The sequence below is a fragment of the Novosphingobium olei genome (genome assembly GCF_037076535.1).
In the GTDB taxonomy this organism is placed as follows: Bacteria; Pseudomonadota; Alphaproteobacteria; order Sphingomonadales; family Sphingomonadaceae; genus Novosphingobium; species Novosphingobium olei.
In genome coordinates this window covers 1,217,928-1,239,494 of record NZ_AP029021.1, presented here as the reverse complement: position 1 = coordinate 1,239,494, position 21,567 = coordinate 1,217,928, and the positions used below count along the sequence as shown (strand labels likewise).

At 63.9% G+C, this 21,567-nt stretch carries 25 protein-coding genes; 20 read left to right on the top strand and 5 right to left on the bottom strand.

Annotated features, from left to right (window positions below; genetic code table 11):
- Positions 1-39: 39 nt before the first annotated feature.
- The 13 genes from AACH40_RS05840 to AACH40_RS05785 all read left to right on the top strand — a co-directional run bounded on the left by AACH40_RS05840 (position 40) and on the right by AACH40_RS05785 (position 10,311).
- Entirely contained in the window at positions 40-729 is a 690-nt protein-coding gene (locus AACH40_RS05840) for a hypothetical protein (protein ID WP_338644683.1), read from the top strand.
- A complete protein-coding gene (locus AACH40_RS05835) occupies positions 726-1,118 on the top strand; it encodes a hypothetical protein (RefSeq protein ID WP_338644681.1) in 393 nt (130 codons plus the stop codon). The genes AACH40_RS05840 and AACH40_RS05835 overlap by 4 nt, the downstream gene beginning before the upstream one ends.
- Entirely contained in the window at positions 1,118-3,019 is a 1,902-nt protein-coding gene (locus AACH40_RS05830) for a hypothetical protein (RefSeq protein ID WP_338644679.1), read from the top strand. The genes AACH40_RS05835 and AACH40_RS05830 overlap by 1 nt, the downstream gene beginning before the upstream one ends.
- A complete protein-coding gene (locus AACH40_RS05825) occupies positions 3,016-3,294 on the top strand; it encodes a hypothetical protein (RefSeq protein ID WP_338644677.1) in 279 nt (92 codons plus the stop codon). The genes AACH40_RS05830 and AACH40_RS05825 overlap by 4 nt, the downstream gene beginning before the upstream one ends.
- Positions 3,294-3,746, top strand: a complete 453-nt coding sequence (locus AACH40_RS05820) for a hypothetical protein (RefSeq protein ID WP_338644675.1) — start codon at positions 3,294-3,296, stop codon at positions 3,744-3,746. Before AACH40_RS05825 ends, AACH40_RS05820 begins: the two co-directional genes overlap by 1 nt.
- Entirely contained in the window at positions 3,733-4,251 is a 519-nt protein-coding gene (locus AACH40_RS05815) for a glycoside hydrolase family 108 protein (RefSeq protein WP_338644673.1), read from the top strand. The genes AACH40_RS05820 and AACH40_RS05815 overlap by 14 nt, the downstream gene beginning before the upstream one ends.
- The gene (locus AACH40_RS05810; RefSeq protein ID WP_338644671.1) at positions 4,248-4,517 is read left to right on the top strand and encodes a hypothetical protein; all 270 of its coding nucleotides are present in this window, start codon (positions 4,248-4,250) and stop codon (positions 4,515-4,517) included. Before AACH40_RS05815 ends, AACH40_RS05810 begins: the two co-directional genes overlap by 4 nt.
- Positions 4,514-4,834 (top strand): hypothetical protein, encoded by a 321-nt coding sequence (locus tag AACH40_RS05805; RefSeq protein WP_338644669.1) that lies wholly within the window; start codon positions 4,514-4,516, stop codon positions 4,832-4,834. Before AACH40_RS05810 ends, AACH40_RS05805 begins: the two co-directional genes overlap by 4 nt.
- Positions 4,737-5,000 carry an Rz1-like lysis system protein LysC gene (gene lysC, locus AACH40_RS18885; protein ID WP_422394885.1) on the top strand — a complete coding sequence of 88 codons (264 nt, stop codon included), beginning with the start codon at positions 4,737-4,739 and terminating at the stop codon, positions 4,998-5,000. Before AACH40_RS05805 ends, lysC begins: the two co-directional genes overlap by 98 nt.
- Position 5,001: 1 nt before the next feature.
- Positions 5,002-5,265: a hypothetical protein gene (locus AACH40_RS05800; protein ID WP_338644667.1), complete on the top strand. Its 264-nt coding sequence runs from the start codon at positions 5,002-5,004 to the stop codon at positions 5,263-5,265.
- Between the two features lie 3 nt (positions 5,266-5,268).
- Entirely contained in the window at positions 5,269-8,526 is a 3,258-nt protein-coding gene (locus AACH40_RS05795; RefSeq protein WP_338644665.1) for an Ig domain-containing protein, read from the top strand.
- A gap of 12 nt (positions 8,527-8,538) precedes the next feature.
- Entirely contained in the window at positions 8,539-9,438 is a 900-nt protein-coding gene (locus AACH40_RS05790; RefSeq protein ID WP_338644663.1) for a hypothetical protein, read from the top strand.
- Positions 9,439-10,038: 600 nt separating this feature from the next.
- Entirely contained in the window at positions 10,039-10,311 is a 273-nt protein-coding gene (locus AACH40_RS05785) for a hypothetical protein (RefSeq protein WP_338644661.1), read from the top strand.
- A gap of 16 nt (positions 10,312-10,327) precedes the next feature.
- Here the strand turns inward: AACH40_RS05785 and AACH40_RS05780 are convergent, their stop codons facing one another.
- Complete coding sequence (locus AACH40_RS05780; RefSeq protein WP_338644659.1) at positions 10,328-10,822, bottom strand: hypothetical protein; 495 nt, start codon at positions 10,820-10,822, stop codon at positions 10,328-10,330.
- A 14-nt stretch (positions 10,823-10,836) separates the two neighbouring features.
- Between AACH40_RS05780 and AACH40_RS05775 the strand changes: the two genes are divergently transcribed.
- Complete coding sequence (locus AACH40_RS05775; protein WP_338644657.1) at positions 10,837-11,202, top strand: hypothetical protein; 366 nt, start codon at positions 10,837-10,839, stop codon at positions 11,200-11,202.
- Here AACH40_RS05775 and AACH40_RS05770 read toward each other — a convergent pair.
- On the bottom strand, positions 11,199-11,369 hold the full coding sequence (locus AACH40_RS05770) for a hypothetical protein (protein WP_338644655.1): 171 nt from the start codon (positions 11,367-11,369) through the stop codon (positions 11,199-11,201). The two genes, AACH40_RS05775 and AACH40_RS05770, sit on opposite strands and share 4 nt — an antisense overlap.
- 178 nt (positions 11,370-11,547) lie before the next feature.
- Here AACH40_RS05770 and AACH40_RS05765 point away from each other — a divergent pair, with 178 nt between their 5' ends.
- Together AACH40_RS05765 and AACH40_RS05760 are read left to right on the top strand one after the other, a co-directional pair.
- Entirely contained in the window at positions 11,548-11,730 is a 183-nt protein-coding gene (locus AACH40_RS05765; protein ID WP_338644654.1) for a hypothetical protein, read from the top strand.
- 84 nt (positions 11,731-11,814) lie between these two features.
- A complete protein-coding gene (locus AACH40_RS05760; protein ID WP_338644652.1) occupies positions 11,815-12,168 on the top strand; it encodes a thermonuclease family protein in 354 nt (117 codons plus the stop codon).
- A gap of 15 nt (positions 12,169-12,183) precedes the next feature.
- Here the strand turns inward: AACH40_RS05760 and AACH40_RS05755 are convergent, their stop codons facing one another.
- Positions 12,184-12,372 carry a hypothetical protein gene (locus AACH40_RS05755; RefSeq protein WP_338644650.1) on the bottom strand — a complete coding sequence of 63 codons (189 nt, stop codon included), beginning with the start codon at positions 12,370-12,372 and terminating at the stop codon, positions 12,184-12,186.
- A 472-nt stretch (positions 12,373-12,844) separates the two neighbouring features.
- Here AACH40_RS05755 and AACH40_RS05750 point away from each other — a divergent pair, with 472 nt between their 5' ends.
- Positions 12,845-13,354, top strand: a complete 510-nt coding sequence (locus tag AACH40_RS05750; protein WP_338644648.1) for a hemerythrin domain-containing protein — start codon at positions 12,845-12,847, stop codon at positions 13,352-13,354.
- Positions 13,355-13,408: 54 nt separating this feature from the next.
- On the opposite strand, the gene recG is transcribed toward AACH40_RS05750, so the two are convergent.
- The gene (gene recG / locus AACH40_RS05745) at positions 13,409-15,466 is read right to left on the bottom strand and encodes an ATP-dependent DNA helicase RecG (RefSeq protein ID WP_338645938.1); all 2,058 of its coding nucleotides are present in this window, start codon (positions 15,464-15,466) and stop codon (positions 13,409-13,411) included.
- A gap of 120 nt (positions 15,467-15,586) precedes the next feature.
- Between recG and AACH40_RS05740 the strand changes: the two genes are divergently transcribed.
- Together AACH40_RS05740 and mfd are read left to right on the top strand one after the other, a co-directional pair.
- Entirely contained in the window at positions 15,587-15,853 is a 267-nt protein-coding gene (locus AACH40_RS05740; protein ID WP_169492677.1) for a succinate dehydrogenase assembly factor 2, read from the top strand.
- A 38-nt stretch (positions 15,854-15,891) separates the two neighbouring features.
- Positions 15,892-19,380, top strand: coding sequence for a transcription-repair coupling factor (mfd, locus tag AACH40_RS05735; protein ID WP_338644646.1), 3,489 nt, complete (start codon positions 15,892-15,894; stop codon positions 19,378-19,380).
- Here mfd and AACH40_RS05730 read toward each other — a convergent pair.
- Entirely contained in the window at positions 19,377-20,657 is a 1,281-nt protein-coding gene (locus tag AACH40_RS05730) for a GGDEF domain-containing phosphodiesterase (RefSeq protein ID WP_338644644.1), read from the bottom strand. The genes mfd and AACH40_RS05730 overlap by 4 nt on opposite strands.
- 120 nt (positions 20,658-20,777) lie before the next feature.
- Here AACH40_RS05730 and AACH40_RS05725 point away from each other — a divergent pair, with 120 nt between their 5' ends.
- Positions 20,778-21,557, top strand: coding sequence for an NAD kinase (locus AACH40_RS05725; protein ID WP_338644642.1), 780 nt, complete (start codon positions 20,778-20,780; stop codon positions 21,555-21,557).
- The last annotated feature ends 10 nt before the right edge of the window (positions 21,558-21,567 follow it).

Sequence of the window (21,567 nt, the reverse complement as noted above, 5' to 3'; positions counted from 1 at the left end):
CGGTAAAGCGCCGCTCACCCCTCCCCTACGCCTTCTCTCGTGATGCGCGTCTTCCCCACATATGCCTTTTCGTTCTCCGACATCGAGGCCGATGTGGAGCGCCGGATCATCACCGGCGGTACCGCTCTCTCGGGCAACGAAGACGTTGTCGCGGTGGACGGCGGCGGGCGCGTTTTTGCGCAATACAGCGACCCCTATCTCGACGACACCGAGCTTGCCCTTGCGTGGAAGGCATGCGCTTCCGTGCTCAAGGGCGGCGTCGTGCCTGTGATCGTGCCGCTCGGCGACCTGCGTCACCAGTTCGCCACCGACCTGCGCACCCCTCTCTCCCTGCCGTGGTGGACCGAAGCCGAGTACGCGACGGGCGAGAGCGGCGTCACCCTTGCCGCCGATGCTGCGCTTCGCGCAACGACGCTCAATCTCGCGATCAGCTTTCTTCCCGCGCCGCTCCGCGCTGGCATGTGGCTGTCGATCGATCACGCGACGTTGCGGCATCGCGCTTACCTGATCGACGATGTCGTCAGCCAGGACGGCGTCTCGGCAACCATCGTCCTGTCCCACCCGCTTCGTGAGGCGACGACCGCCGGACGGCCTGTCGAGTTCCATGATCCGCGTTGCGTCATGCGGCTCGACGGCGAGATGCGGTCTCCCTCCAGCATGGGCTACGCAACCGGCTCCGCGATCAGGTTCGTGGAGCACTTCCCTGTCGCGGGGAGTGGTTACGCATGATGCTCGCCGGGCAATTGGCGGTCGTGGTCAACCGCTGGCAACCGGGCAGGGTCGACCTCGATTTCGTCGGCTACGATTTCGCCTCCGCGTCCTTTCGGGCGCAGGTTAGAGCCTATCGTGATGCGCCTGACCCTGCGCTGATCACTTTGGCGAATGCCGCCGCTGGTGAAGAAGGCGTCTCCGTCTCGGTGACGACGACCGATGGTGTTCCGACTTCGACCGTCACGCTCCTGTTCGCCGACACGACGATCCGGGCGCTGCCCTTCACCAACCCTCGCGGCACCGATCTGCAGCTCGTCTGGGATCTGACGGTCACGGCTCCTGGTGGCCTCAAAACCCGCTGGCTTGAGGGCCCGTTCACTATTCACGGAGGCTCGACGCAACTCTGATGGCCGATGCAATCGTCTCGACCGCCGATGGCCGCATCAAGGTTGTCCCCTTCGGCTCAGACGCGCTGAACCCGCTCGTCGCCGCCACGATCGCGGCGCGAAATGCCGCGCAGACCTCTGCCGCTCAGGCATCGACGATCCTCGACATTCTCAACGGGATTGCGCTGGGCAGCTATTACAGCAGCGTCGCCGCCGGGATTGCCGCGACCAGCAACGGGCAGTTCTTCGGCGTCGTGACCGGCGGACGATCCTACATCTACAAGAACAGCGCCGGCACCGGTGTGGTGCAATGGGAATTCGCAACGATGGCGGCGGTGGACGCTGCGGTTGCGACGCTCTCGGCCTTGGTTCGCGAAAAGCTGACGAGCTCGCGCACCTTCTACGTCAGGACAAACGGCAACGACAGCAATAACGGCCTGGCCAACACTTCAGGCGGCGCCTTCCAGACGCTGCAGCGCGCGATCAACGCGGCGTATGCCCTCGATTGCAACGGCTACAACGTCACCATCCAGGTGGCGAACGGCATTTACAATGCCGGCATGCAAATCTTCGGCAAGCTTCTCAACGCCTATGACAACGGCAACCAGCCCCTGCGCATCATCGGCAACGAAAGCTCGCCGACGTCGGTAGTCATCAACCCGACGAATGCCGATGCGCTGCGGATGGGTGACAAGGCGACCGCGCTGATCGCCGGCATGCAGCTGAAGACCACGGCCAGCGGTAGCGGCATCAGTGCCAGCGACCACGCCTATCTGGAAATGCGCAACGTCGACATTGGCGCCTGCGCGACCGAGACGTTTCAGACCAATGCCTATGCCGTGGTTCGCGCGGTCGGGCCCGTCTCGGTTTCTGGCGGTTCCAATTCGTTTGTCCATGCGACCAAGCGGAGCCTCGTCTCCTTTTCCGACCAGACCCTGACCTTCGCGCTTGGCGGCGTGGCGGGCACCCCGGTGCCGTTCGGAACGTATCTGTGGGGCATCAACGACGCGTCGGTGCACCTCGACAGCGGCACAATCGTAGGCAAGGCCACCGGCGGCATCACGGTCCACATCGGCGGCACACTCCAGGTTTCTTCGACTACCGGCAAATGGACGGGCGGCGCCGAACCTGTCGTGATGACCGGCGGCCGGATCATCGCCGAGGACAAGATGCAGCAGCGGACCTTCTACGTCCGCAGCGACGGCGACGACACGAACAGCGGCTTCGGCAACACCGCCGACGAGGCGTTCAAGACGGTTCAGGGCGCGGTGAACCGTCTCTCGAAATTCCCCTATGACGAAGCTGGCTATGTGGCCTCGTCCGACCCGGATGCAGGGTGGAAAATCACCGTGGCCGCCGGCACCTATGCCGAGGATGTGATCCTTCGCCAGTGCCGCTTTTTCGGCGTCACGATCGAAGGCGCCGGACCGGCCAACACCAGCGTTTCGAGCTTCGTGTCGAAGGCGCTGACGACGGTTTGGAACCACCGCCAGATGACGATCGGCGGCGCGGGCAAGTCGGCGCTCTCGGCCAGTCGCGGATCCGAGATGACCTGGGAGAACGTCAAGTTTGTCGCCTCAGCTTACCATGTGGTGACGACACAGGGCGCGCGCGCGCTCGCAACCGGTAACTACGAAATCTCAGGCTCTGCCACCGCTCATCTGTATGCGGCGATGGGCACCGTCATCGACATCAAGGATCGAACGGTCACGCTCACCGGCACGCCCAACGTCGGCACCTTCGCCAAGGTTGAACAGGCATCCGTCATCCGCGCGCAGGGCTGCACCTTCACGGGCTCGGCGACGGGCAAGAAGTACGATGCCCGATCGGGCGGCATCATCGAAACGAACGGATCGACCCCGGCGACCTTCTTCCCGGGCGATACCGCCGGCTCGACGGCGACGGGCGGGCAGTACGTATGACCTGGTCTCACCTTTTGCAGGCGCTTGTCACGCAGGCAGCAATCGGGCTCGCCACCGGCAACTGGTGGGCCGGTGCCGCATTCGGCGCGGCCTTCTTCATCGGGCGCGAAATCACTCAGGCCGAATATCGCTGGATCGAGAAGTTCGGGGAATGTCGCCGCGCGAACATGCCGTGGTGGGGACCGTTTGACCTCAGGGTTTGGGCGAAGGCGGATCAGTGGCTGGATTGGATCGTCCCGTCGCTAGGCACCTGCCTCGTAGCAGGGCTGATCTGATGCCCGGCTGGCTCGACGAAGCAGCTCGGGTGCTCGGCGGCGGGGCTGGCCTGGGCGCCGGTCTTGGCGGCGTCTTCTTCGCCCTCAAGTGGGTATTTGAATTCATTGGGGGACGAATGGACCGGCGGGCGGACAGGCTTGATTCCGATACCCGGTTCATCATCGAGAACCTGCGCGAGGAAGTTGGGCGCGTAGCAAAGCGGCTGTCCGCGGCCGAGATCGAAATCGTCGATCTCAAAGGCCAGCTGGCCGAATGCCAGCACGAGCATGCGGTAGCCCGCCACGAGCGTGATCACCTCAAGGCAGTCCTGCTGGCAACCAGCCCCGGCATGAAGATGGCGTTCCCGCTCGATCAAAGCATCCCGAAGGACATGGCGGTTCTGGCCGTCGAGATCGACGCCGCTGTTGCCGCCGAAGCCCTCAAGAAAGGACAAGCGGATGAGCTTTGCTGACTGCCTCACGATCATCCTCGGCCACGAAGGCGGCTTCGTGAATGACCCGAAGGACCCGGGGGGCATGACCAATTTGGGCGTCACTCGCCGTACCTGGGAGGAATGGACCAAGACCCCTGCCAGCGAAAGCGTGATGCGCAACCTTACGCGCGTCGCCGTCGCCCCCCTTTACAAGGCGCAATATTGGGACGCGGTAAAGGGCGACCACCTGGTAGCAGGCCTTGACCTGTGCCTGTTCGATTTCGCGGTGAACGCTGGGCCCAATCGCGCCGCACGCCTTCTGCAGGCGCTTGTGGGCGCTGACGACGACGGCAAGATCGGCCCGGCAACGCTCGCCGCAGTGCAGGCATTCATCGCTCGCAAGGGGCTCGCTGCGCTGATCCTGCGATATCAGGGCGCGCGGCGCGGCTACTATTTCTCGCTGTCGACCTTTGACCGTTTCGGACGCGGCTGGCTGCGGCGCACCGACGAGACCGAAGAGCTTGCGCTGGGAATGGGCAAGTGACCCGCATCCCCCACCTGCAGATCGTCGTCGGGGCCAGCCTGCTCGCCGTGCTCGGATACTTCGGCTTCTCGGTTTGGGTCTTTGGTTGGACCGCCGACGCGGCTCTCCGGGGCGATGTCGTCGGGACCTGGAAGAGCTTCGCCACCTTGGCGTTCGGTTTTTGGCTCGGGTCGTCCTCGGCCGGCAAGGCGAAGGATGGCGAACCTGCGCCGGTATCAGTGGTCAACGGCCCTGACGCGCCCGTCCCTGTGGAGACGCAACCATGATCCAGATCATCGCCCTCGCCCGCCGTTTTTGGCTCCCGCTGACGATCTTTGTGGCCTTCGTGGCGCTCTACATCGGCCTGCAACTCTACGTTCGCGACGCGGTGCAGGATGACCGCGCGCAAGCCAACCAAGCGGCGCTCGAAGTCGGCAAGAAGGCCGACGACACGGCGGGACAGGTGGCCGCTTCCACCGCCGCGACAATTCAACAGGAGACCGAAGATGCACGGCAAGCTGCGGCTCGCTCTGATGACCCCCTTGCTGATGGCCTGCGCAGCCTGCGGGCCAACAAGAATCGAAAGGATCAAGCCGCCCGCTGACTTGCTCGCCTGTGCCGACGAGCCGACAGCTCCGGACCTGCCGGGGCGCGATCAGCAAGCCGTTCGTGACGCGATGACGCTGAATTACCTGCTCTCCCTGCGCAGCGCGTGGGGAGACTGTCACAGCAAGATTGCCGGGCTTGCAGCCTGGGCCAAGGAGAACTGAAATGGCGACTCCCAAAGTATTCGTCGTGATGGATGGCACTTGGAAGAGCGTGGAAGGCGCAGCGGCTTCGGTTGCAGGCGTGACGTGGCAGTGCCTCGGGCCTGAGGCGCTACAGATCGCGTTCACAACCGCAGCTCCGGCCAACAATGCCGTCGACGCCTACCACAACCTCGCGCGGAACGAGGCGTACTACGACAAGAGCGGGTCGGCGAAGGTCTGGGCCCGCGGCCCGGTCGGCACTGCTCTGAGCGCGACGGCGGACTGAGCCATGCGGATCATCAACGCCAGCGCCCGCGGCTCCGGTGCGCCGACCGCTAAGTCCGCTTACCTCCTGTCCGGCACTGGCGTTGTTGGTGCTTGGGCAACCGGTTTGACGCCCCCGCTCACAGTGGCTCGGGATAGCGGCTCGACAGCCATTACATTTGGTTCATCGGGAAGCCAGCTCACCGCATCCATATCCACGGCTTTGGCCGCAGGTTCGAGCATTTCTGCTGTCGCCCGCGTCACGCAAGCAGATGGTGTCGGCGTGCTGATCCCTGTTACATTAACCGGGCAATACGCGATGGCGGCTTCGCCCTCGACCGCGACCGTCTCGACCAGTGCAACACCCGGCACGCTTTTGGCGAACCTGTCGAACGTGCCGACCGGCCAAACGCCAACGATCAGCCCGAACGATGGCCGCTTGGTTATCTCTGGTTCGGAGGCGGCAGGCTGGAAGGTATCGGTCGGCCTTACCGCAGCTTCGGCAGGCGCGCAGACATTCACGATCAGCGCGGCGGGGGCGTCGGTTGCCACGGTCGATGTAACGTTCAGCACCGCGGGCGCGGTCAATCTTGTGGATCTGGCGCTTTCGACCACGCTCGCCCCGCAAGGCTCTGCGGCGACGATCAACATCAACAACGCAACGCTGGGTTCGACGATCACGGTTTCCGGGACGCTTCCGCCTGGCATGACGCTCAACAGTGCGGCTCGGACGATCACCGGTACGCCGACTACTCCCGCAACCTACAACTTCTCGTTGGTGGAAACGCTGGCGGGGGCCGCAAACTCTCCGCGCACCACGCCGGTCTCCATCGTCGTCTCGTCGTCGTCGTCGATCATGGCGCCGGCTTACAATTTCAGCCGGGCTCAATCGACGCCGCTGTACACGCGCGATGGGCTTGGCATGGGCACGACCAGCCTTGGCCCATATTCTCCCTGCCTGGTCGATGTTCGCTCTGACCCAATGTATGCAGGCAAGGTCGACTACCTCTCCTTCTTCTCGACCGACCACGACACTGGGGCGGGCGGTATCTGGTTGATTTGCTGCTACGGCGATCCAGGCGTCGCGGCGAACTGGAAAACCTATGACGAGGCGCTGGCCGCCGGATGGTTCGCCAACGTCACAGGCCCCAAGCCCGCAGGCAACCCGATCTTCATTCATCCTGGCTCGTCGCAGACCGAAACGGCGTGGGTTAACCGCCTCGACGACGGCTCCTACATGATGACCTATCAGGTGCGGGCAGGGATTATTGCAGGCTGGAACGGTCAGCTTTCGTTGCGGGCCTACAGCACCAACGGCCTTAATTTCACCTATGACGGAGGCGGTGCTTTCCTTCTCGTCCCGTCGCCGGAAATCGGCTCTGTCGCTTCAGACGCGAACAAGCATACCGGATACTTGAAATGGTATCGCAACCCCGGCCTCTCCGGAGTGCCCTACCCTTGGATGGGCTACTCGCTGGTCGAAGGCTCGTCGGATGGGCAGCTAGGCATGTGGGGGGCTAACGACCCGAAGGGGGCGTGGACCTGGCTAGGCCCGGTGGGTGGACAGGCTGGCCCCGTCACCGATGCTTGTCCGCCTCCCGGCACTTACGGCCCCTATCTCGCAGCCCTACCCTCCGCACTTCGCATGACGCGCCAGGGCTGGGCGGGTGTCTCCGCATGGGGCACGTCGAGCTTCGGGACGAACCCGACCACTACTTCGCCCTTTGAGGCGTTGATTTCGGATGATGGGCGTTACGTCATTTCCCAAGGCACGCAGCTTCTAGCGACGGGCGCGGCAGGAACCTACGATCAAATGGCGGTGGGCATAAGCAACATCATCTCAATCGACAGCACGCGCGTGTTCGCGATGAGCCAAGGCCGCAATGCTGCTGACAGCAACAACGGGATCAACGTCATCACGTCCCCGCTAAACGGCCCGGAAATGGTGTTCTCCCTGCCTACGCAGTCGCCGCCAGCTGGCCGCACGAGCTACGTGGCTGACTACACCACTGCTACCGCCATCCCTGCTGGCTTCACGGCGGTCGATGTTGGCACGCCTTCTTTCGCCTACGGCGGACTGGGTAAGACGGCCACGATTGCGGCGACCGACCAGCATTTCGAGTTTGGCAACGGGTTCGTCCCGAACAGCACGGAATACGTCGATATCCAAGTCGAGAACCTGATTTCGCTGATCACCAACTCGCGGCACTTCGCACTCGGGTTCACCTCGGCCCCAGCGGACAACACCGTCTTGACGAAAGATAGTGTGTACGTCGAAAGCCATCCGTCTGGCTCGGCTCACCGGCTTTACAAGACGCTCAACCTTGGTGGCACGCGCTACTCCACGCAGGTGGACACGACTGGCCCTGGCTTCGGCTCGCTGGCGGAAAACTCTGCTGCTGGGGCCGCTGGCTTCAACTACTCCAAGCAGAACAAGGACTACGGGCTGCGCTGGTATGTTCGCACCGGGCGTATCGTGTGGCTGTCGCAGGGCGTTGAAGCTGGCGATTTCTCTGCCGGGCCGGTGTCGTTCCTTGACCCGACCAAGACGTACTACCCGTTCATCATGGTCAAGGGCGTTGCGGCATCGTCACAAGAGCGGATCGCCAAGCTGTCCTACAGTGTGAAGGCAGGCAGCGGTTTGGTTGGCACCCCGTTCGTGCCGTATTTCACGCCGCTGGTGGACCTCAACTACAACCTTGGCATCTTCCGAATCGGGAGCAGCGTCTTCACGTCGCTAGCGGCTTTCGAGGCTGACAGCCGCGTAACCAAGTGGGGCGCTGGTGCCACCAACCACCGGGTCGCGCTTCCCTCAACCATTGATCCGAGCGTCGGGGCCACCATTGCCGCTTGGGTACAGACAGGGACCTTGCCCAGCGGAAACTCTCAGTGGATCGCTGCACTCGATGACGGAAACGACGGGGTAGCGACCGATGAAATAATGCTCCTGTCGTGGGGAACAGACGCGATGATAATCGCGCAAGCTTTCACCGGGGGGAGCAACGTCGGAACGACCACGACGCAAACCCACAACACCGTGGCCGCCAACACGCGACTGGCGCTGACAGCGGGCGGCAAGGGTACGCGCCTCTCTGACAACACAGCGACTAGCAGCGGCACAGGTGTGAACATGGCGGGCAACCTTTCGTCGCAGCTTTCCAGCTTGCTCGTCGGTGGCCGTGAAGGAGGCGATCGGAACTTCACCGGCTCAATCAAGCGGGTCATCGTCATGCCCACATACATGGACAAGACACTTGGCCAGTTCTTCGCCACTATGATGTAAGGATCAGCACTAATGCGCTACCTCATTCTTCTCCTCGCGCTGCTAGCTTCACCGCTGGCCGCGCAGACCGCCGTTGCGCCCGCTCCTCCGATTGTCACGCGGGCAAAGGACTTCGGGCCCAGCGGACAGATCGCCTACCGGAGCACCAGCAAGGTCCGGGCCATCCGTGCGATGGACGCGTTCCCGCTGTCGACCAGCGGGGTAAACATCAGCGACATCGTTCTCGACAAAGGCCGCATGTTCGCCACCCCGAAGAAGTCGGCCGCGCTGACAATCAATGACGTGACGATCAAGCGGATCTCCGCGAACGTCACCAAGCGCGGGATCTTCGTCCGGGGAAACAGTGCCCGCTGGACCATCCGCGACTTCGCGATCCGCTATGTCGGCTCGACCGACACGAACGACTATCCCATGGGCATCCAGCTCGGGATGAGGGCCACCGAGACCCCGCACGACATCCTGATCGAGCGCGGCTACATCGCCGGCTTCAAGAACGCGCGGCCCGCCCGCTACCCGAATGCAGACGGGATCGATTGCGAGCGCGGGGCGCGGAACGTCACGATCCGCGACGTGGTGATCGAGGACATCACCGACGGCGCGGTGGACTGCAAGGCGACCAACCTGCGGCTTGAGAACGTCACTGCGCGCAACGTCAGCCACCGCAGTTTCCGGTTGTGGGGAACCGGCACCGCCTCGACGCTCACTTCGGTCAATCCCGGATGGGCGCATATCTGGATCAGCGGCAACGGCGGCAGCTACGTCATCGACAAGCTGGTCGCGATCGGCGGCGGTGCCCTGGTCCAGTCCGAGAAGGGTGCCAAGCTGGTCATCAAGGCTTGCGACCTGACCGGCTGGACCGGGAAAGTGAAAAGTACCGGCGGCGGCTCGGTGCAGTTCGGCGCCGGCTGCTAAATGGCCGTCTGGTCCATCTCAGCCGCTGGCAACGGCGTTGGCTCCAACACTGCCCCTCCTATAATCGGGGGCACCGTGAGGTGATTTGTACCCTACGGTGAACGACGCGATCTAGGAGAAGTGAACACCCGGACCTTGATGCAACGGGTCCGGGTGTTCGAGAGCATGGGGTGCCGGAAGTTTGCCCTCTGTCCGGCGAGGACATGCCTAGCAAATGATGGTTTAGGCTGAGGAAATGTCGGGCACGTACTTTTGCTAACCCTTAATCCCGGTTCCATTGGGCAGCTGCTCCGCTTCGCCTACCGCAATTGGAATGGCCCACGCACGAATCCGCCGCGGCAACGAGGTCCCAGCCTTAGGAGACCCAGGCAATGTTCGGCTTATCGCCACTGATGATTTCGCGGACAGGCGTGACCGTTATCGCGGGCTTGGCAATCACTGCCGTGCTATGGTTCGGCCTGCAGCACTACGTTGACCGCGCAGTCGTGGTGGACCGTGCGGCAACCAACACCAGGGCGCTCGAGCAGGGCAAGCGGGCCGACGATATTGCCGGCAAAGTCGCCGCGTCCAAAGCACCGCAAACTGAAAAGGAAAACGACAATGCTCGGCAAGCTGCGGCTAGCGGTGATGATCCCCTTGGCGATGGCCTGCGCAGCCTGCGGGCAGGAGCGCGTCGCGACGATAAAGCCGCTTGCTGATCTGGTCACCTGCGCCGACGAACCGGTCGCCCCGGATCTTCCCGGCCGCGATCAGCAGGCGCGGCGCGATACCATCACGCTGGAATACATCCTTTCACTGCGATCGGCTTGGGGCGATTGCCACAGCAAGCTTTCGGGGATCGCGGCGTGGGTTGGGCGGGCCTCGCCCAAGTAGCAGGCCCGCCCTAAGGTCAGGCGGAGGGGATCGGTTCGGCGGTGAAGGCGTCCACGTACTGGCCAGGTTGCATCACAGCCGACCGGCCGCTCACCAACATCGATCCGAATACGGCAGCAACGGTGTTGCCCTTGCCCTCTTGGCGGTGGACGCCGCGCAGCGCGTAATCCTTGCCACGCACGTTCACCTTGTTGAAGGTGACTTCAAACTTGCCCGACTTTCCGCCGATCGCCTTGCCGGTCTTGAAGCTGATCGTGCCTTCGACAAGCGAGCCGCGCGGAATCACAACCTTGCCCTGTTCGGTCACGTCGTTGACGACCCGGAACGCAACCTTCTGGCCCAGCTCGATCTTCTTCGACGAAATTTCCTGTTCCGGCGTGACCGAAACGACAGTGCTGGTAGGAAGGGTCACCGCAGCCATCGCTGCTGGGGTGGCCGTTTCGGTCTGGGCATAGGCTGGAACTGCGGCAGCCATCAGGCTGGCCATGGCTGCAAAGCCGAACAACTTCATGTGATTCCCCTGTATTGCGCGAATTTGCGCGCGTGGGGGCTTATCGATTTCCTCGCCATTCTCAAGGTCAGCCATTGCCTAAATGGAGCAATCTCGCCCCCTTTGAAATGGAATCGATTGCGCGAATGTTCCTTATTCGTTCTCGTGTCGCGATGGGAATGAAGCGGCTCGATACGATTGCAGACCTGGTCCGGCACGGTATGGACCTTCGCGTCACCTGCGAGCAATGCGGCCGAGTTGCGCTGCTTAAGGCGTTGAGCCTGTCAGTGGTAATCCAGCGCCGCAATCTCCCGCGCGATTTGCAGTCTGTTCGCCAGCTTCTGCGTTGCGAGGGCTGCGGCAGGAAGCGCCCGAATATCGTGCCGGTGATGTACGACTAGGCGACCGACGGCATCGGACCGCCTTCATCGATAACGATGGCGAGGCGTTCGGACAGATCAGTCAATTCCTTGCGCCAGCTACCGATCTGCCAATAGATCAGCGCGGCCTCGAGGTGAGTGAGCGCTTGTTCGAGATGAGCGGCGGCATGCTTTGCTGGGCCATCCATGATCGGGTAGTTTGCGCAGGATGTTGCATGCGTCCAGTGCAACCGCTCGCCGAGGTTACAATCTCCTTTAATTTCAGCGTTCGGGCGACGGGTTCGGCGGGGCCAAGAGTTTAATCCGGCGGAAATGGTGCTGTCTTTTGTCAGTGTGCGACAGCCGGATGGGATAATAAGATTTGATATGACCAATCAGAACGATTTGATGACGCGAAACGCCGATAGCCGATGCACCCGGCTCGACGTCATTGGCTGCCTTAGACAGGCGATCTCGCTTCTGGACGAGGACAAAATAGACCAGATTGCAGGAGCTTACGTTCAGATGGCCATGGACAGGCTCGAAATTCCGGAGGAGATCGTCTCCTGAAATCGATCATTTATACACCCCTCTGCTGCCTTTCGTGGGAACGGTAGGGGCCGATTGGTCTGCAAAAAACGCTAGATGGGGCGAATGAGCCTGATTCAGATCCTAGCCGCCGGTGCGGCCTTGTGCGCCACCCCTTCCGTCCACGATGGCGACACGATCCGATGCGGTGCGGAGCGAATCCGCATTGCCAACATCGACGCGCCCGAGCTGCCTGACAGCCCCAAGTGCCACGACTATCGCAAGGCATTTGGCTGGTGCGACTACAAGAGCGGCTATGCCGCGCGCGATGCACTGCAGCAGTTCCTGGCCGGCGGGCACGCGCGGATCGAACGGCTTGGGCAGGACAAGTATGGGCGCACGCTGGCCCGCATCACCGTGGGCGGGAAGGACGCTGGCGCCTATCTGGTGGGGTTGGGCCTCGCCCGCTGGTGGCAGTAGGCAAGGCCCGATTGATCAGCACTTCTTGAAGCGGCCCTTCGCGTCGCGACACTGCTTGACCTTTGCTGGGGCGGCTGCCTTGGCAGCGGCTGGCGGGCACTTCGTGAACTTACCCTTGGCGTCCTTGCAGGGCGCGGCGTCGGCAGTCATCGGGATTGCGACGGCGGAAATCGCGAACAGCGCGACGGTAAGCAGCTTCTTCATCGGTCCATCCTCTCAGGCAGAATTGCCGCGGTGAGGATGCGCCTGACGGGCCAGTGGGACGATGAAAGGCGGATTAATTCGGGGCAAGGTTGGTCTTGGCTCCCATGCTGGCGAGCGCGGCGATGATGTAGAGCGCGGCGGTCATACTTCACCCCGCAGACAGGGGCCGAAGCCACGAAATGAACCTTGGACCGGAACGAGGCGTGAACAGACGCCATGATAGGGCACCGGTTCAGCGTCGAACGGCACGAAAAACCACGGAATGCCGTCAGGTTCTACGTCTTCGGGAGGCAGGGGCCGGAGGTTCGAATCCTCTTTCCCCGACCACTTCATCTTCTGGCGATGAACGAACGGCCGTCCTTCGGGGCGGCTTTTTCGTTTGTTCCCAAGCACTTTCGGAACCTTGCACGCTTTGGCGCACTGTCTGGACGAACGGCGCCTGCCACGCGCCGGACGGAACAGGAGACCGCCCGTGCCAAAATCCCCCACCTATTCGGACGCCATTGCACTGCTGAAGGCAGATCATCGCAAGGTCGAGGACTTGTTCGCCAAGTACGAAACCGCATCTGACGCGAAAAAGCCGGACCTCGCCCGGCAGATCTGCAATGAGCTGAAGATCCACACGATCATCGAGGAAGAGATCTTCTACCCTGCGCTGAAGGGCAAGATCGAACAGGAAACCTGGACCGAAGCCTATGTCGAGCACGACGGCGCCAAGGTGCTGATCAATGACATCATGGCCAGCGATCCAGAGGACGATTTCTTCGACGCCAAGATCAAGGTGCTGTCCGAAGAGATCAAGCACCACGTCCATGAGGAAGAAGCGCGGTCCGAGGGCATGTTTTCGCAAGCCCGCGCAACCGGCCTCGATATGGTGGAGCTGCGCGACCAGATGCTCGCGCGCAAGACCGAGCTGATGGCGCAGGCCAAGACCGGCGAACTGCCGCCGGCGCAGGTCAGCGTGGTCAAGCTCGCCGCCTGATCATCCCGGCCAGGGGACAAGACGCCTTAGTGAGGGAAACCTTGCCAGGGCGTCTTAGCCTCCGCGCAGCAGCTGGACGCCCCAGTCTCGCTCGAACAGGTATAGCAGGATGCGCGCTGCTTCGCCGCGTGGCGACGAGAGGCCGCCATCGCGCTCCATCAGCAGCCTCGCATCATCATGCGCGAGGGGAAGCAGCCGCGCGATCTGTTCGAAGTCGGCAACGCGGAATGGGGTATCTCCCGACTGCCGCGTGCCGAGCAGTTCGCCGCCGCCGCGCAGCCGCAGATCCTCTTCGGCAAGCTGGAATCCGTCCTGTGTTTCCCGCATGAGGGCGAGCCGCTCGCGCCCGACTTCGGAAAGCGCTTCACCGCGCAGAAGCAAACACGTGGACTTCTGGCTGCCGCGTCCCACGCGTCCACGCAGCTGGTGCAACTGGGCAAGGCCGAAGCGTTCGGCCTGTTCGATCACCATCAGCGTCGCATTGGGCACATCGACGCCCACCTCGATCACCGTTGTCGCAACCAGCAGTTTCGCGTCGCCCCGGGCAAAGCGCTCCATCGCCGCGTCCTTCAGCTCGGGCCGCAGCTGCCCGTGGACCAGCACCACCGTATCGCCGAAGCGTTCCTGCAGCAGCGCGTGACGAGCCTCGGCCGCAGCGAGGTCCTCGGTCTCCTGCTCGCGGACCATGGGGCACACCCAGTAGGCCTGCGCGCCGGTGGCGATGTGGCGGCCGATGCCATCGATCACGTCGGCAAGCCGTTCCTGCGAAACCACCCGTGTGTCGATCGCCTGCCGACCGGGGGGCATCTCGTCCAGTCGCGAGACGTCCATTTCACCGTACTGGGCCAGCGTCAAGGTACGCGGGATGGGCGTGGCGGTCATGGCCAGGCAATGCGGCGTGCGGCGCGCCTTCTGCGTCAGCATCAACCGCTGACCGACGCCGAAGCGGTGCTGCTCGTCGATCACGACAAGGCCGAGATTACGATACGCCACCGCATCCTGGAAGATCGCGTGGGTGCCGACGCAGATGTCGATCGACCCGTCGAGCAGGCCCATGAGGATCGATTCGCGCGCCCTGCCCTTGTCCCGCCCGGTGAGCAGCTGGATCGTGACGCCGGTGCCTGTCGCCATCCGCGTCAACGTCTCGGCATGCTGGCGCGCAAGGATTTCCGTGGGAGCCAGCAGCGCGGCCTGCGCGCCTGCCTCCACCGCGACCAGCATCGCATGGAGCGCGACCGCGGTCTTGCCCGAGCCGACATCGCCCTGGAGCAGGCGGAGCATTGGCGCGCCCTGCGCGATGTCGCCCTCGATCTCGGCAATGGCGCGAGTCTGGGCGCCGGTCAGGGCAAAGGGCAGGTTGAGCTTTGCCCGCAGCCTGCCATCGCCCACCAGCGGCGTTCCGCTGCGCTGGCGGTTGGCCGAGCGAACCAGCATCAGCGCGAGCGCGTTCGCCAGCAGTTCATCATAGGCCAGCCGATCGCGCGCCGCCGGATGCTGCGCACGATGGCTTTCGACCACCGCGTCCTTCCACACGGGCCACCCTTGCTTCGCCACGAGACCGGGCTCGATCCATTCGGGCAGGTCTGGCAGCAGGCCGATCGCCTGGTGCACGAGCGCCTGGATACGGCCCTGCGTCAGCCCCTCGGACAGCGGATAGACCGGCTCGTTGAGCTGTCCCATCAGCCCGGCGCCGTCTTCGGCGACATGATCGGGATGGACGATCTGGAGCGATTGCCCAAACTGGTCGAGCCTGCCCGCAACCCACCGCCGTTCGCCAACCGGCAGTTGCTTCTTGGCCGTGAAGGACGAGCGGCCGAAGTACACGAGGGCCACGACGTTGCCGAGCGCATCATCGGCAAGGATGCGATAAGGGCCGCGCCCCGACGCACCGCGATGCTCGCGCACCGTCAGCGCCACAACGATCTGTTCGCCGACGCTCGCCTCGTCGAGGTTGGCAACGGCGCGGCGCGTCACGAACCGGTCAGGCAAGTGATAGGCCAGATCCCGCACCCTGCTGAGGCCCAGCTTTTCCAGCGGCCGCGCCAGACCGGGCCCCACGCCCTTGAGGCTGCCGGTTTCGGCGAACAGCGGATTGAGCAGGTCGGGGCGCATCGCGGCGGACATAAGCGGAACGCAGGTGCCCTGCCAAGGGCAGGTTCGCGGTCGGTGACGGGCGCACCTGCCCGTTGGCTGCCCTTGAGTATGCCGCGCGCTTGGAATAACGCGCCTGCCATGATCGAGCCCGACCGACTTCGCCGCCTCAAGTTCCGCGCCTGGCACCGGGGTACGCGCGAGGCCGACTACATGATCGGATGCTATTTCGACCGCTTCCACGCCGGCTGGGACGAAGCGCAGGTCACCTGGTTCGAAACTTTGATCGAGGAAGAGGACGTCGACATCATGGGCTGGGCGCTCGGCACTCTCTCCGTTCCGGAAGAGTATCAGGGCACGATGATGGACGCGATGCGCAAGCTCGATTACGTGGATATCCCGCGCTGAGGCGGGAGCCATCGCGCAGCGCGAGCATTTCCTGACCAATGTCCGACATCGCCAAGGTCCTTTCGGCCAAGACTCCGCTAACCCTGTCCTCCATCGCCCGTGGCGCGCAGCCACTGGTGCTGGCCGACCTTGCGCGTGCCGCCAAGGGCCGCGCGGTGTTCATCGCGCCGGACGACAGCGCCGCACGCGCGATCGTCGAAAGCGCCGCCTTCTTCGCCCCTGAACTCGACGTTCTCGATTTCCCGGCGTGGGATTGCCTGCCGTTCGACCGCGCAAGCCCCGCCCTGTCGATCAGCGCGCGACGGCTTGCCGCCCTGCAGAAGCTGCAACAGAAGCGTGATCGGCCGCAATTGCTGGTGACGACGATCAACGCAGTGCTGCAGCGCGTGCTAACGCCCTTCCGCATACGGGAATCGACGCGCCTTCTGACGCCGGGCGTAGAGATCGGCCGCGAAAGCCTGATCGCTCTGCTGCAGCGGCAAGGCTATACCCGTACCGATACGGTGGTCGATGCAGGCGAATATGCCGTGCGCGGCTCGATCTTCGACATCTATCCCACCGGCCTCGATCACGGCCTGCGGCTCGACTTCTTTGGCGACGAGCTTGAAACCCTGCGTCTGTTCGATCCGGGCACGCAGCGTTCGGTCCAGCCGGTCGAGACGCACCTGCTGATCCCGGCCAGCGAGGCGCTGCTCGACGAAGACAGCATCAAGCGCTTCCGCAGCCGCTATCGCGAGATGTTCGGCGCCAATGCAACCAGCGATCCGCTCTACCAGGCGGTGAGCGACGGGCGTCGCCTCGCGGGCATGGAGCACTGGCTGCCTCTTTTCGAGGACCGTCTCGTCACGCTGTTCGATCACCTTTCGGCCGATGACGACCTGGTGGTGATCGATGCCGGCGCGCTGAAGGCAGCGGATTCGCGGCTTTCCGACATTGCCGACTACCATCAAGCGCGCATCGAGAGCGTCAGTCGCGGCGGAGCCAGCTATCGCCCGCTGGGCGAGAACGCGCTCTATCTGGCGCGGGAGGAATTCGAGCGCGCGCTCGCCGGCTGGCCGGTGCATCGTGCCACGATCTTTGCCGAACCGGATTCGAAGCAGACCGTCGACTTCGGCTTTTCGAGCAGCCGCGATTTTACCCCCGAGCGCGCGCAGGGCGCCAACGTCTATGAAGCGGCGGTCAAGCATCTTGCCGCCCTGGGCACGCGCGGTCTCAAGCCGATCGTCGCCGCCTACACCACCGGGTCTCGCGCGCGGCTTTCATCGATTCTCGGCGATGCCGGCAAGGGACCGCTGGCGCTGGCCGACACGTGGCAGGAAGCGCTCGGGATTGCGGCCAAGGGCAAGCCGGTTGCGGTGGTCCTGCCGCTGGAGCAGGGGTTCGCCAATGCCGAACTGGAGCTGCTGACCGAGCAGGACATCCTTGGCGACCGGCTGGTCCGCCGCAAGAAGAAGCGTAAGGACGCTGATGCCTTCCTGGCCGAACTGTCCGCGCTCAATCCGGGCGATCTCGTCGTGCACATGGAGCACGGCATCGGCCGGTACTTGGGGCTCGAGGCCGTGGGCGTCGGCGATTCCCCGCATGATTGCGTCCAGCTTGAATACGCCGGTGGCGACAAGCTTTACATCCCGGTCGAAAACCTCGACGTCCTCTCGCGCTACGGCGCAGAGAACGATGGCGTCGCGCTCGACAAGCTGGGCGGAGAGGCCTGGCAGCGGCGCAAGGCGCGGATGCGCGAGCGCATTCTGGAGATGGCGGGCGGCCTGATGGCCACCGCGGCGCAGCGCGCGCTGCGGCAAGCCGATGTCCTTGCCGCCGATCCGGCCAGCTTCGGCCCGTTTGTCGACCGCTTCCCCTGGGACGAGACGGAGGACCAGGAGCGCGCCATCGAGGACGTGCTGGGTGACATGGCCGAGGGCAAGCCGATGGACCGGCTGGTATGCGGCGATGTCGGCTTCGGGAAGACCGAGGTGGCCCTGCGCGCGGCGTTCGTCGCAGCGATGGCCGGCAAGCAGGTCGCCGTGATCGCGCCGACGACGCTGCTGGCGCGGCAGCACTACGCGGGCTTCGTCGAACGGTTCAACGGCTTCCCGCTCAATATCGGACGCCTGTCGCGCCTCGTGCCCGCCAAGGAAGCGGCGACGACCAAGGCGGGCCTTGCCGACGGGACGATGGACATCGTCATCGGCACGCATGCGCTGCTGTCGAAATCGATCGAGTTCAAGCGCCTTGGCCTGGTCATTGTCGACGAGGAACAGCGCTTTGGCGTGACCCACAAGGAAAAGCTGAAGGAGCTGAAGGCGGACGTCCATGTCCTCACCCTCACCGCAACGCCGATCCCGCGCACGCTGCAGATGGCGATGTCGGGCCTTCGCGAGCTTTCCACGATCCAGACACCACCGGTCGACCGCCTCGCCGTGCGCACCTACGTCATGCCCTGGGACGATGTCGTGATGCGCGAGGCGCTGATGCGCGAGCACCAGCGCGGCGGGCAGAGCTTCATTGTGGTGCCACGCATCGCCGACATGCCCGAGCTGGAGGAATGGCTGCGCCTGAACGTGCCCGAGGTCCGCTTCGTGACCGCGCACGGCCAGATGACCCCGACCGAGGTCGAGGACCGCATGGGCGCCTTCTACGAGAAGAAATACGAAGTGCTGCTTTCGACCACGATCGTCGAAAGCGGGATCGATATTCCCAGCGCGAACACGATCATCCTGCACCGCGCCGAGCGGTTCGGTCTGGCTCAGCTGTACCAGCTGCGCGGGCGCGTGGGGCGTGGCAAGCTGCGCGCATATGCCTATCTCACCTTCCCGGAAGACCAGGCACTGTCGGAAATCGCCGAGAAGCGATTGAAGGTCCTGGGCGATCTCGACTCGCTGGGCGCGGGATTCCAGCTGGCCACGCACGACCTCGACCTTCGTGGCGCCGGCAACCTGCTGGGCGACGAACAGTCGGGCCATATCAAGGAAGTCGGCTTCGAACTTTACCAGTCGATGCTCGAGGACGCGATTCTGGCCGCGAAGGCGGGCGACCTTGCGGCGATGAAGGAACGGGACACGCTCAGCCCCCAGATCACCGTCGATGCGCCGATCCTTATCCCTGAGGATTATGTGCCCGACCTTGCCGTGCGCATGGCGCTCTATCGTCGCATGAACGATGCTGAAGGCGCAGACGCGGTCGAGGCTCTGGCGGCCGAGATGATCGACCGTTTTGGCCCCCTCCCCGGCCCGACGCAGAACCTGCTCAAGCTGATCGAGATCAAGCGGCAGGCGATCGAGGCGCGCATCGCCAAGATCGATGTCGGCGCCAAGGGTGCGCTCGTCTCGTTCCACAACGACGACTTCCCCGATCCGATGGGGCTGATCGGCTATGTCGAACGTCTGAACGGCGTCGCCAAGCTGCGCCCGGACAACAAGCTCGTCATCCAGCGCGCATGGGGAAATCCGGAGAGCCGTCTCAACGGCCTGGTCCAGCTGACCAAGGGCCTGTCGGCAATCGCACGGCGCGCGACGAAGAAGGCGGCCTAGAGCTCGGCCAGCACGGTCACGTCCTGGGCGGCGAGCGGCCCTGCACGCAGGAAGCCCTGGAAGATGTCGCAGCCTTCCTCACGCAGCACGCCGAGCTGCGCTTCGGTTTCGACTCCTTCGGCCACGATCTTCATGTCGAGCGCGCGGGCCATCGCGATCATCGCCGACACGATGGCCCGGTCCCGGCGATCCCGTGCGATGTCCTTGACCAGCGACCGGTCGAGCTTGAGCGCGTCGATCGGCAGTGCCTTCAAGGCGCGGAAGTTGGAAAAGCCGGTGCCGAAATCATCGAGCGCAACCCGAACACCGTCTTCGGCAAGATCGGCGATGGCCGTGGCGCAATCCTCGAAATCGGCAATCAGGGTACGCTCGGTGATTTCCAGCGTAAGCCTGTCGGGCGCGAATCCGGAATTGCGGATCAGCGCACCCATCGTCTCGGCGAAACGACCCAGCGCGAAATCCTCGGCCGTGACGTTGAGCGAAAGACGCAAGGTATTCGGCCAGGTCAACGCGGCAGCGAGCGCACGTTGCGCCACATGCTCGGTCAGCTGGGTGACGAGATCACCGCGCTCCGCCACCGCAAAAAGGGTTTCGGCTCCGATCCGGCCAAACTTGGGATGCTCCCAGCGCGCCAGCGCCTCGGCGCCATGCAGCGCCCCGCTTGCGACATCGAACTGCGGCTGGAACAGCACCGTGATCTCGTCGCGGTGGAGCGCACCGATGAGCTCGGCCTCGAGGCTGGCCGCGCTCTGGCCTCGCGCCGGATGGCTGCCATCGGCCCAGAGGATGCGGCGCGCAGGCGAACGCAGCAGTTCCAGGCTCGCCTGATCGAGCCGGTCAAGCAGGTCGGCCCCGCCTTCGCCCGTCAGGCCGCGGATAAGGGCGGTGCGCGGCTGCAGCCGGATTGCTTCGCCGTCAAGCGTCATCGGCCGGCTGATTGCCTGCCCTAGCGCCTCGGCCAGCCAGTGCCAGCGCGCCCTGCTCAACGGCAAGGGCGAGGCGATGATGAACTCCGCGCCGCCGCTGCGAGCGACGAGCGCTTCGGGCCCAAGTTCCTCCAGAGCGAAATCGGCCATGCGCTGCGCCACTTCGACCAGTGCGAGATCGCCACCGCTCATGCCATAGGCGAGATTGACGGTCTGGAGCCGCTGCAGGCTGACCTGCATCGCCTGGACGAAACCATCGCGGCCCGCTGCATCGAGCCAGTCGCGCGCGCCTGCAGCCCCCGGCAAGCCGGTCAGGACGTCTCGTTCGGATTCAGCCAGAGCCCGTTTCATCGGCACTGCGCATAAGCGAAGAATTGCTTGAAATCACCAACTCGCTGTTTTGGCATTGCACCAGTTTGGCGCGCTCCATATCACCCGCCGGAAATTGCGACAGACAGGGACGATCGACCAATGCCCGAAAGCCAGCGCCTCGCGCTGCTCGCTTCGCCCACCGACCGGGCGCAGGAGGCCGAGGAAGCCCTGAGCAAGCTGCACGACTGGGTTTCGCCCGCAGAGGCCGATGTGGTCGTGGCGTTGGGCGGCGACGGCTTCATGCTCCAGGTGCTGCACCAGATGCTCGAGCAAGGACCCAACATTCCCGTGTTCGGGCTAAACCTCGGTACCGTCGGGTTCCTGATGAACAAGCACAAGTCGAGCCGCGGCATCGCCGAGCGCGTTGCGAAGGCGCGGCCGATCGCCGTCGCGCCGCTGCGCATGGAGGCGACGACGAACACCGGCGAAACAGCAACGTCATGGGCGATCAACGAAGTTTCGCTGCTGCGTGAAACGCGCCAGACCGCGAAGCTCGAGGTTTCGGTCAACGGCAAGGTGCGCATTCCCGAACTCGCCTGCGACGGCGTACTGGTGGCGACACCTGCCGGTTCAACCGCCTACAACCTCTCGGCAAACGGCCCGATCCTGCCTCTCGGGTCCAACATGCTGGCACTGACCCCGATCAGTCCGTTTCGGCCCCGCCGCTGGCGCGGCGCGATCCTGCCCGAAACTTACGAGATCGTGTTCCGCGCCCGCGAATCCGTGAAGCGTCCTGTGTCGGTTGTTGCCGATCAGCGCGAAGTGCGTGATGTCAGCGAAGTGCGCGTGGTCGCCGCCCCCGACAATCGGCTGACACTGCTGTTCGATCGCGGCCAGAGCCTCGAGGAGCGCATTTTCGCCGAGCAGTTCATGGTCTGAAAAAACATCG

Coding starts and splice junctions, on each gene's coding strand:
- lysC (WP_422394885.1), top strand. CDS start 4,737: ATGCACGGCAAGCTGCGGCTCGCTCTGATGACCCCCTTGCTGATGGCC.
- AACH40_RS05790 (WP_338644663.1), top strand. CDS start 8,539: ATGCGCTACCTCATTCTTCTCCTCGCGCTGCTAGCTTCACCGCTGGCC.
- AACH40_RS05770 (WP_338644655.1), bottom strand. CDS start 11,369: ATGGATGGCCCAGCAAAGCATGCCGCCGCTCATCTCGAACAAGCGCTC.
- AACH40_RS05765 (WP_338644654.1), top strand. CDS start 11,548: ATGACCAATCAGAACGATTTGATGACGCGAAACGCCGATAGCCGATGC.
- AACH40_RS05725 (WP_338644642.1), top strand. CDS start 20,778: ATGCCCGAAAGCCAGCGCCTCGCGCTGCTCGCTTCGCCCACCGACCGG.
- AACH40_RS05740 (WP_169492677.1), top strand. CDS start 15,587: ATGATCGAGCCCGACCGACTTCGCCGCCTCAAGTTCCGCGCCTGGCAC.
- AACH40_RS05755 (WP_338644650.1), bottom strand. CDS start 12,372: ATGAAGAAGCTGCTTACCGTCGCGCTGTTCGCGATTTCCGCCGTCGCA.
- AACH40_RS05830 (WP_338644679.1), top strand. CDS start 1,118: ATGGCCGATGCAATCGTCTCGACCGCCGATGGCCGCATCAAGGTTGTC.
- AACH40_RS05795 (WP_338644665.1), top strand. CDS start 5,269: ATGCGGATCATCAACGCCAGCGCCCGCGGCTCCGGTGCGCCGACCGCT.
- recG (WP_338645938.1), bottom strand. CDS start 15,466: ATGCGCCCCGACCTGCTCAATCCGCTGTTCGCCGAAACCGGCAGCCTC.
- AACH40_RS05780 (WP_338644659.1), bottom strand. CDS start 10,822: ATGAAGTTGTTCGGCTTTGCAGCCATGGCCAGCCTGATGGCTGCCGCA.
- AACH40_RS05730 (WP_338644644.1), bottom strand. CDS start 20,657: ATGAAACGGGCTCTGGCTGAATCCGAACGAGACGTCCTGACCGGCTTG.
- AACH40_RS05835 (WP_338644681.1), top strand. CDS start 726: ATGATGCTCGCCGGGCAATTGGCGGTCGTGGTCAACCGCTGGCAACCG.
- mfd (WP_338644646.1), top strand. CDS start 15,892: ATGTCCGACATCGCCAAGGTCCTTTCGGCCAAGACTCCGCTAACCCTG.
- AACH40_RS05760 (WP_338644652.1), top strand. CDS start 11,815: ATGAGCCTGATTCAGATCCTAGCCGCCGGTGCGGCCTTGTGCGCCACC.
- AACH40_RS05820 (WP_338644675.1), top strand. CDS start 3,294: ATGCCCGGCTGGCTCGACGAAGCAGCTCGGGTGCTCGGCGGCGGGGCT.
- AACH40_RS05785 (WP_338644661.1), top strand. CDS start 10,039: ATGCTCGGCAAGCTGCGGCTAGCGGTGATGATCCCCTTGGCGATGGCC.
- AACH40_RS05815 (WP_338644673.1), top strand. CDS start 3,733: ATGAGCTTTGCTGACTGCCTCACGATCATCCTCGGCCACGAAGGCGGC.
- AACH40_RS05805 (WP_338644669.1), top strand. CDS start 4,514: ATGATCCAGATCATCGCCCTCGCCCGCCGTTTTTGGCTCCCGCTGACG.
- AACH40_RS05800 (WP_338644667.1), top strand. CDS start 5,002: ATGGCGACTCCCAAAGTATTCGTCGTGATGGATGGCACTTGGAAGAGC.
- AACH40_RS05825 (WP_338644677.1), top strand. CDS start 3,016: ATGACCTGGTCTCACCTTTTGCAGGCGCTTGTCACGCAGGCAGCAATC.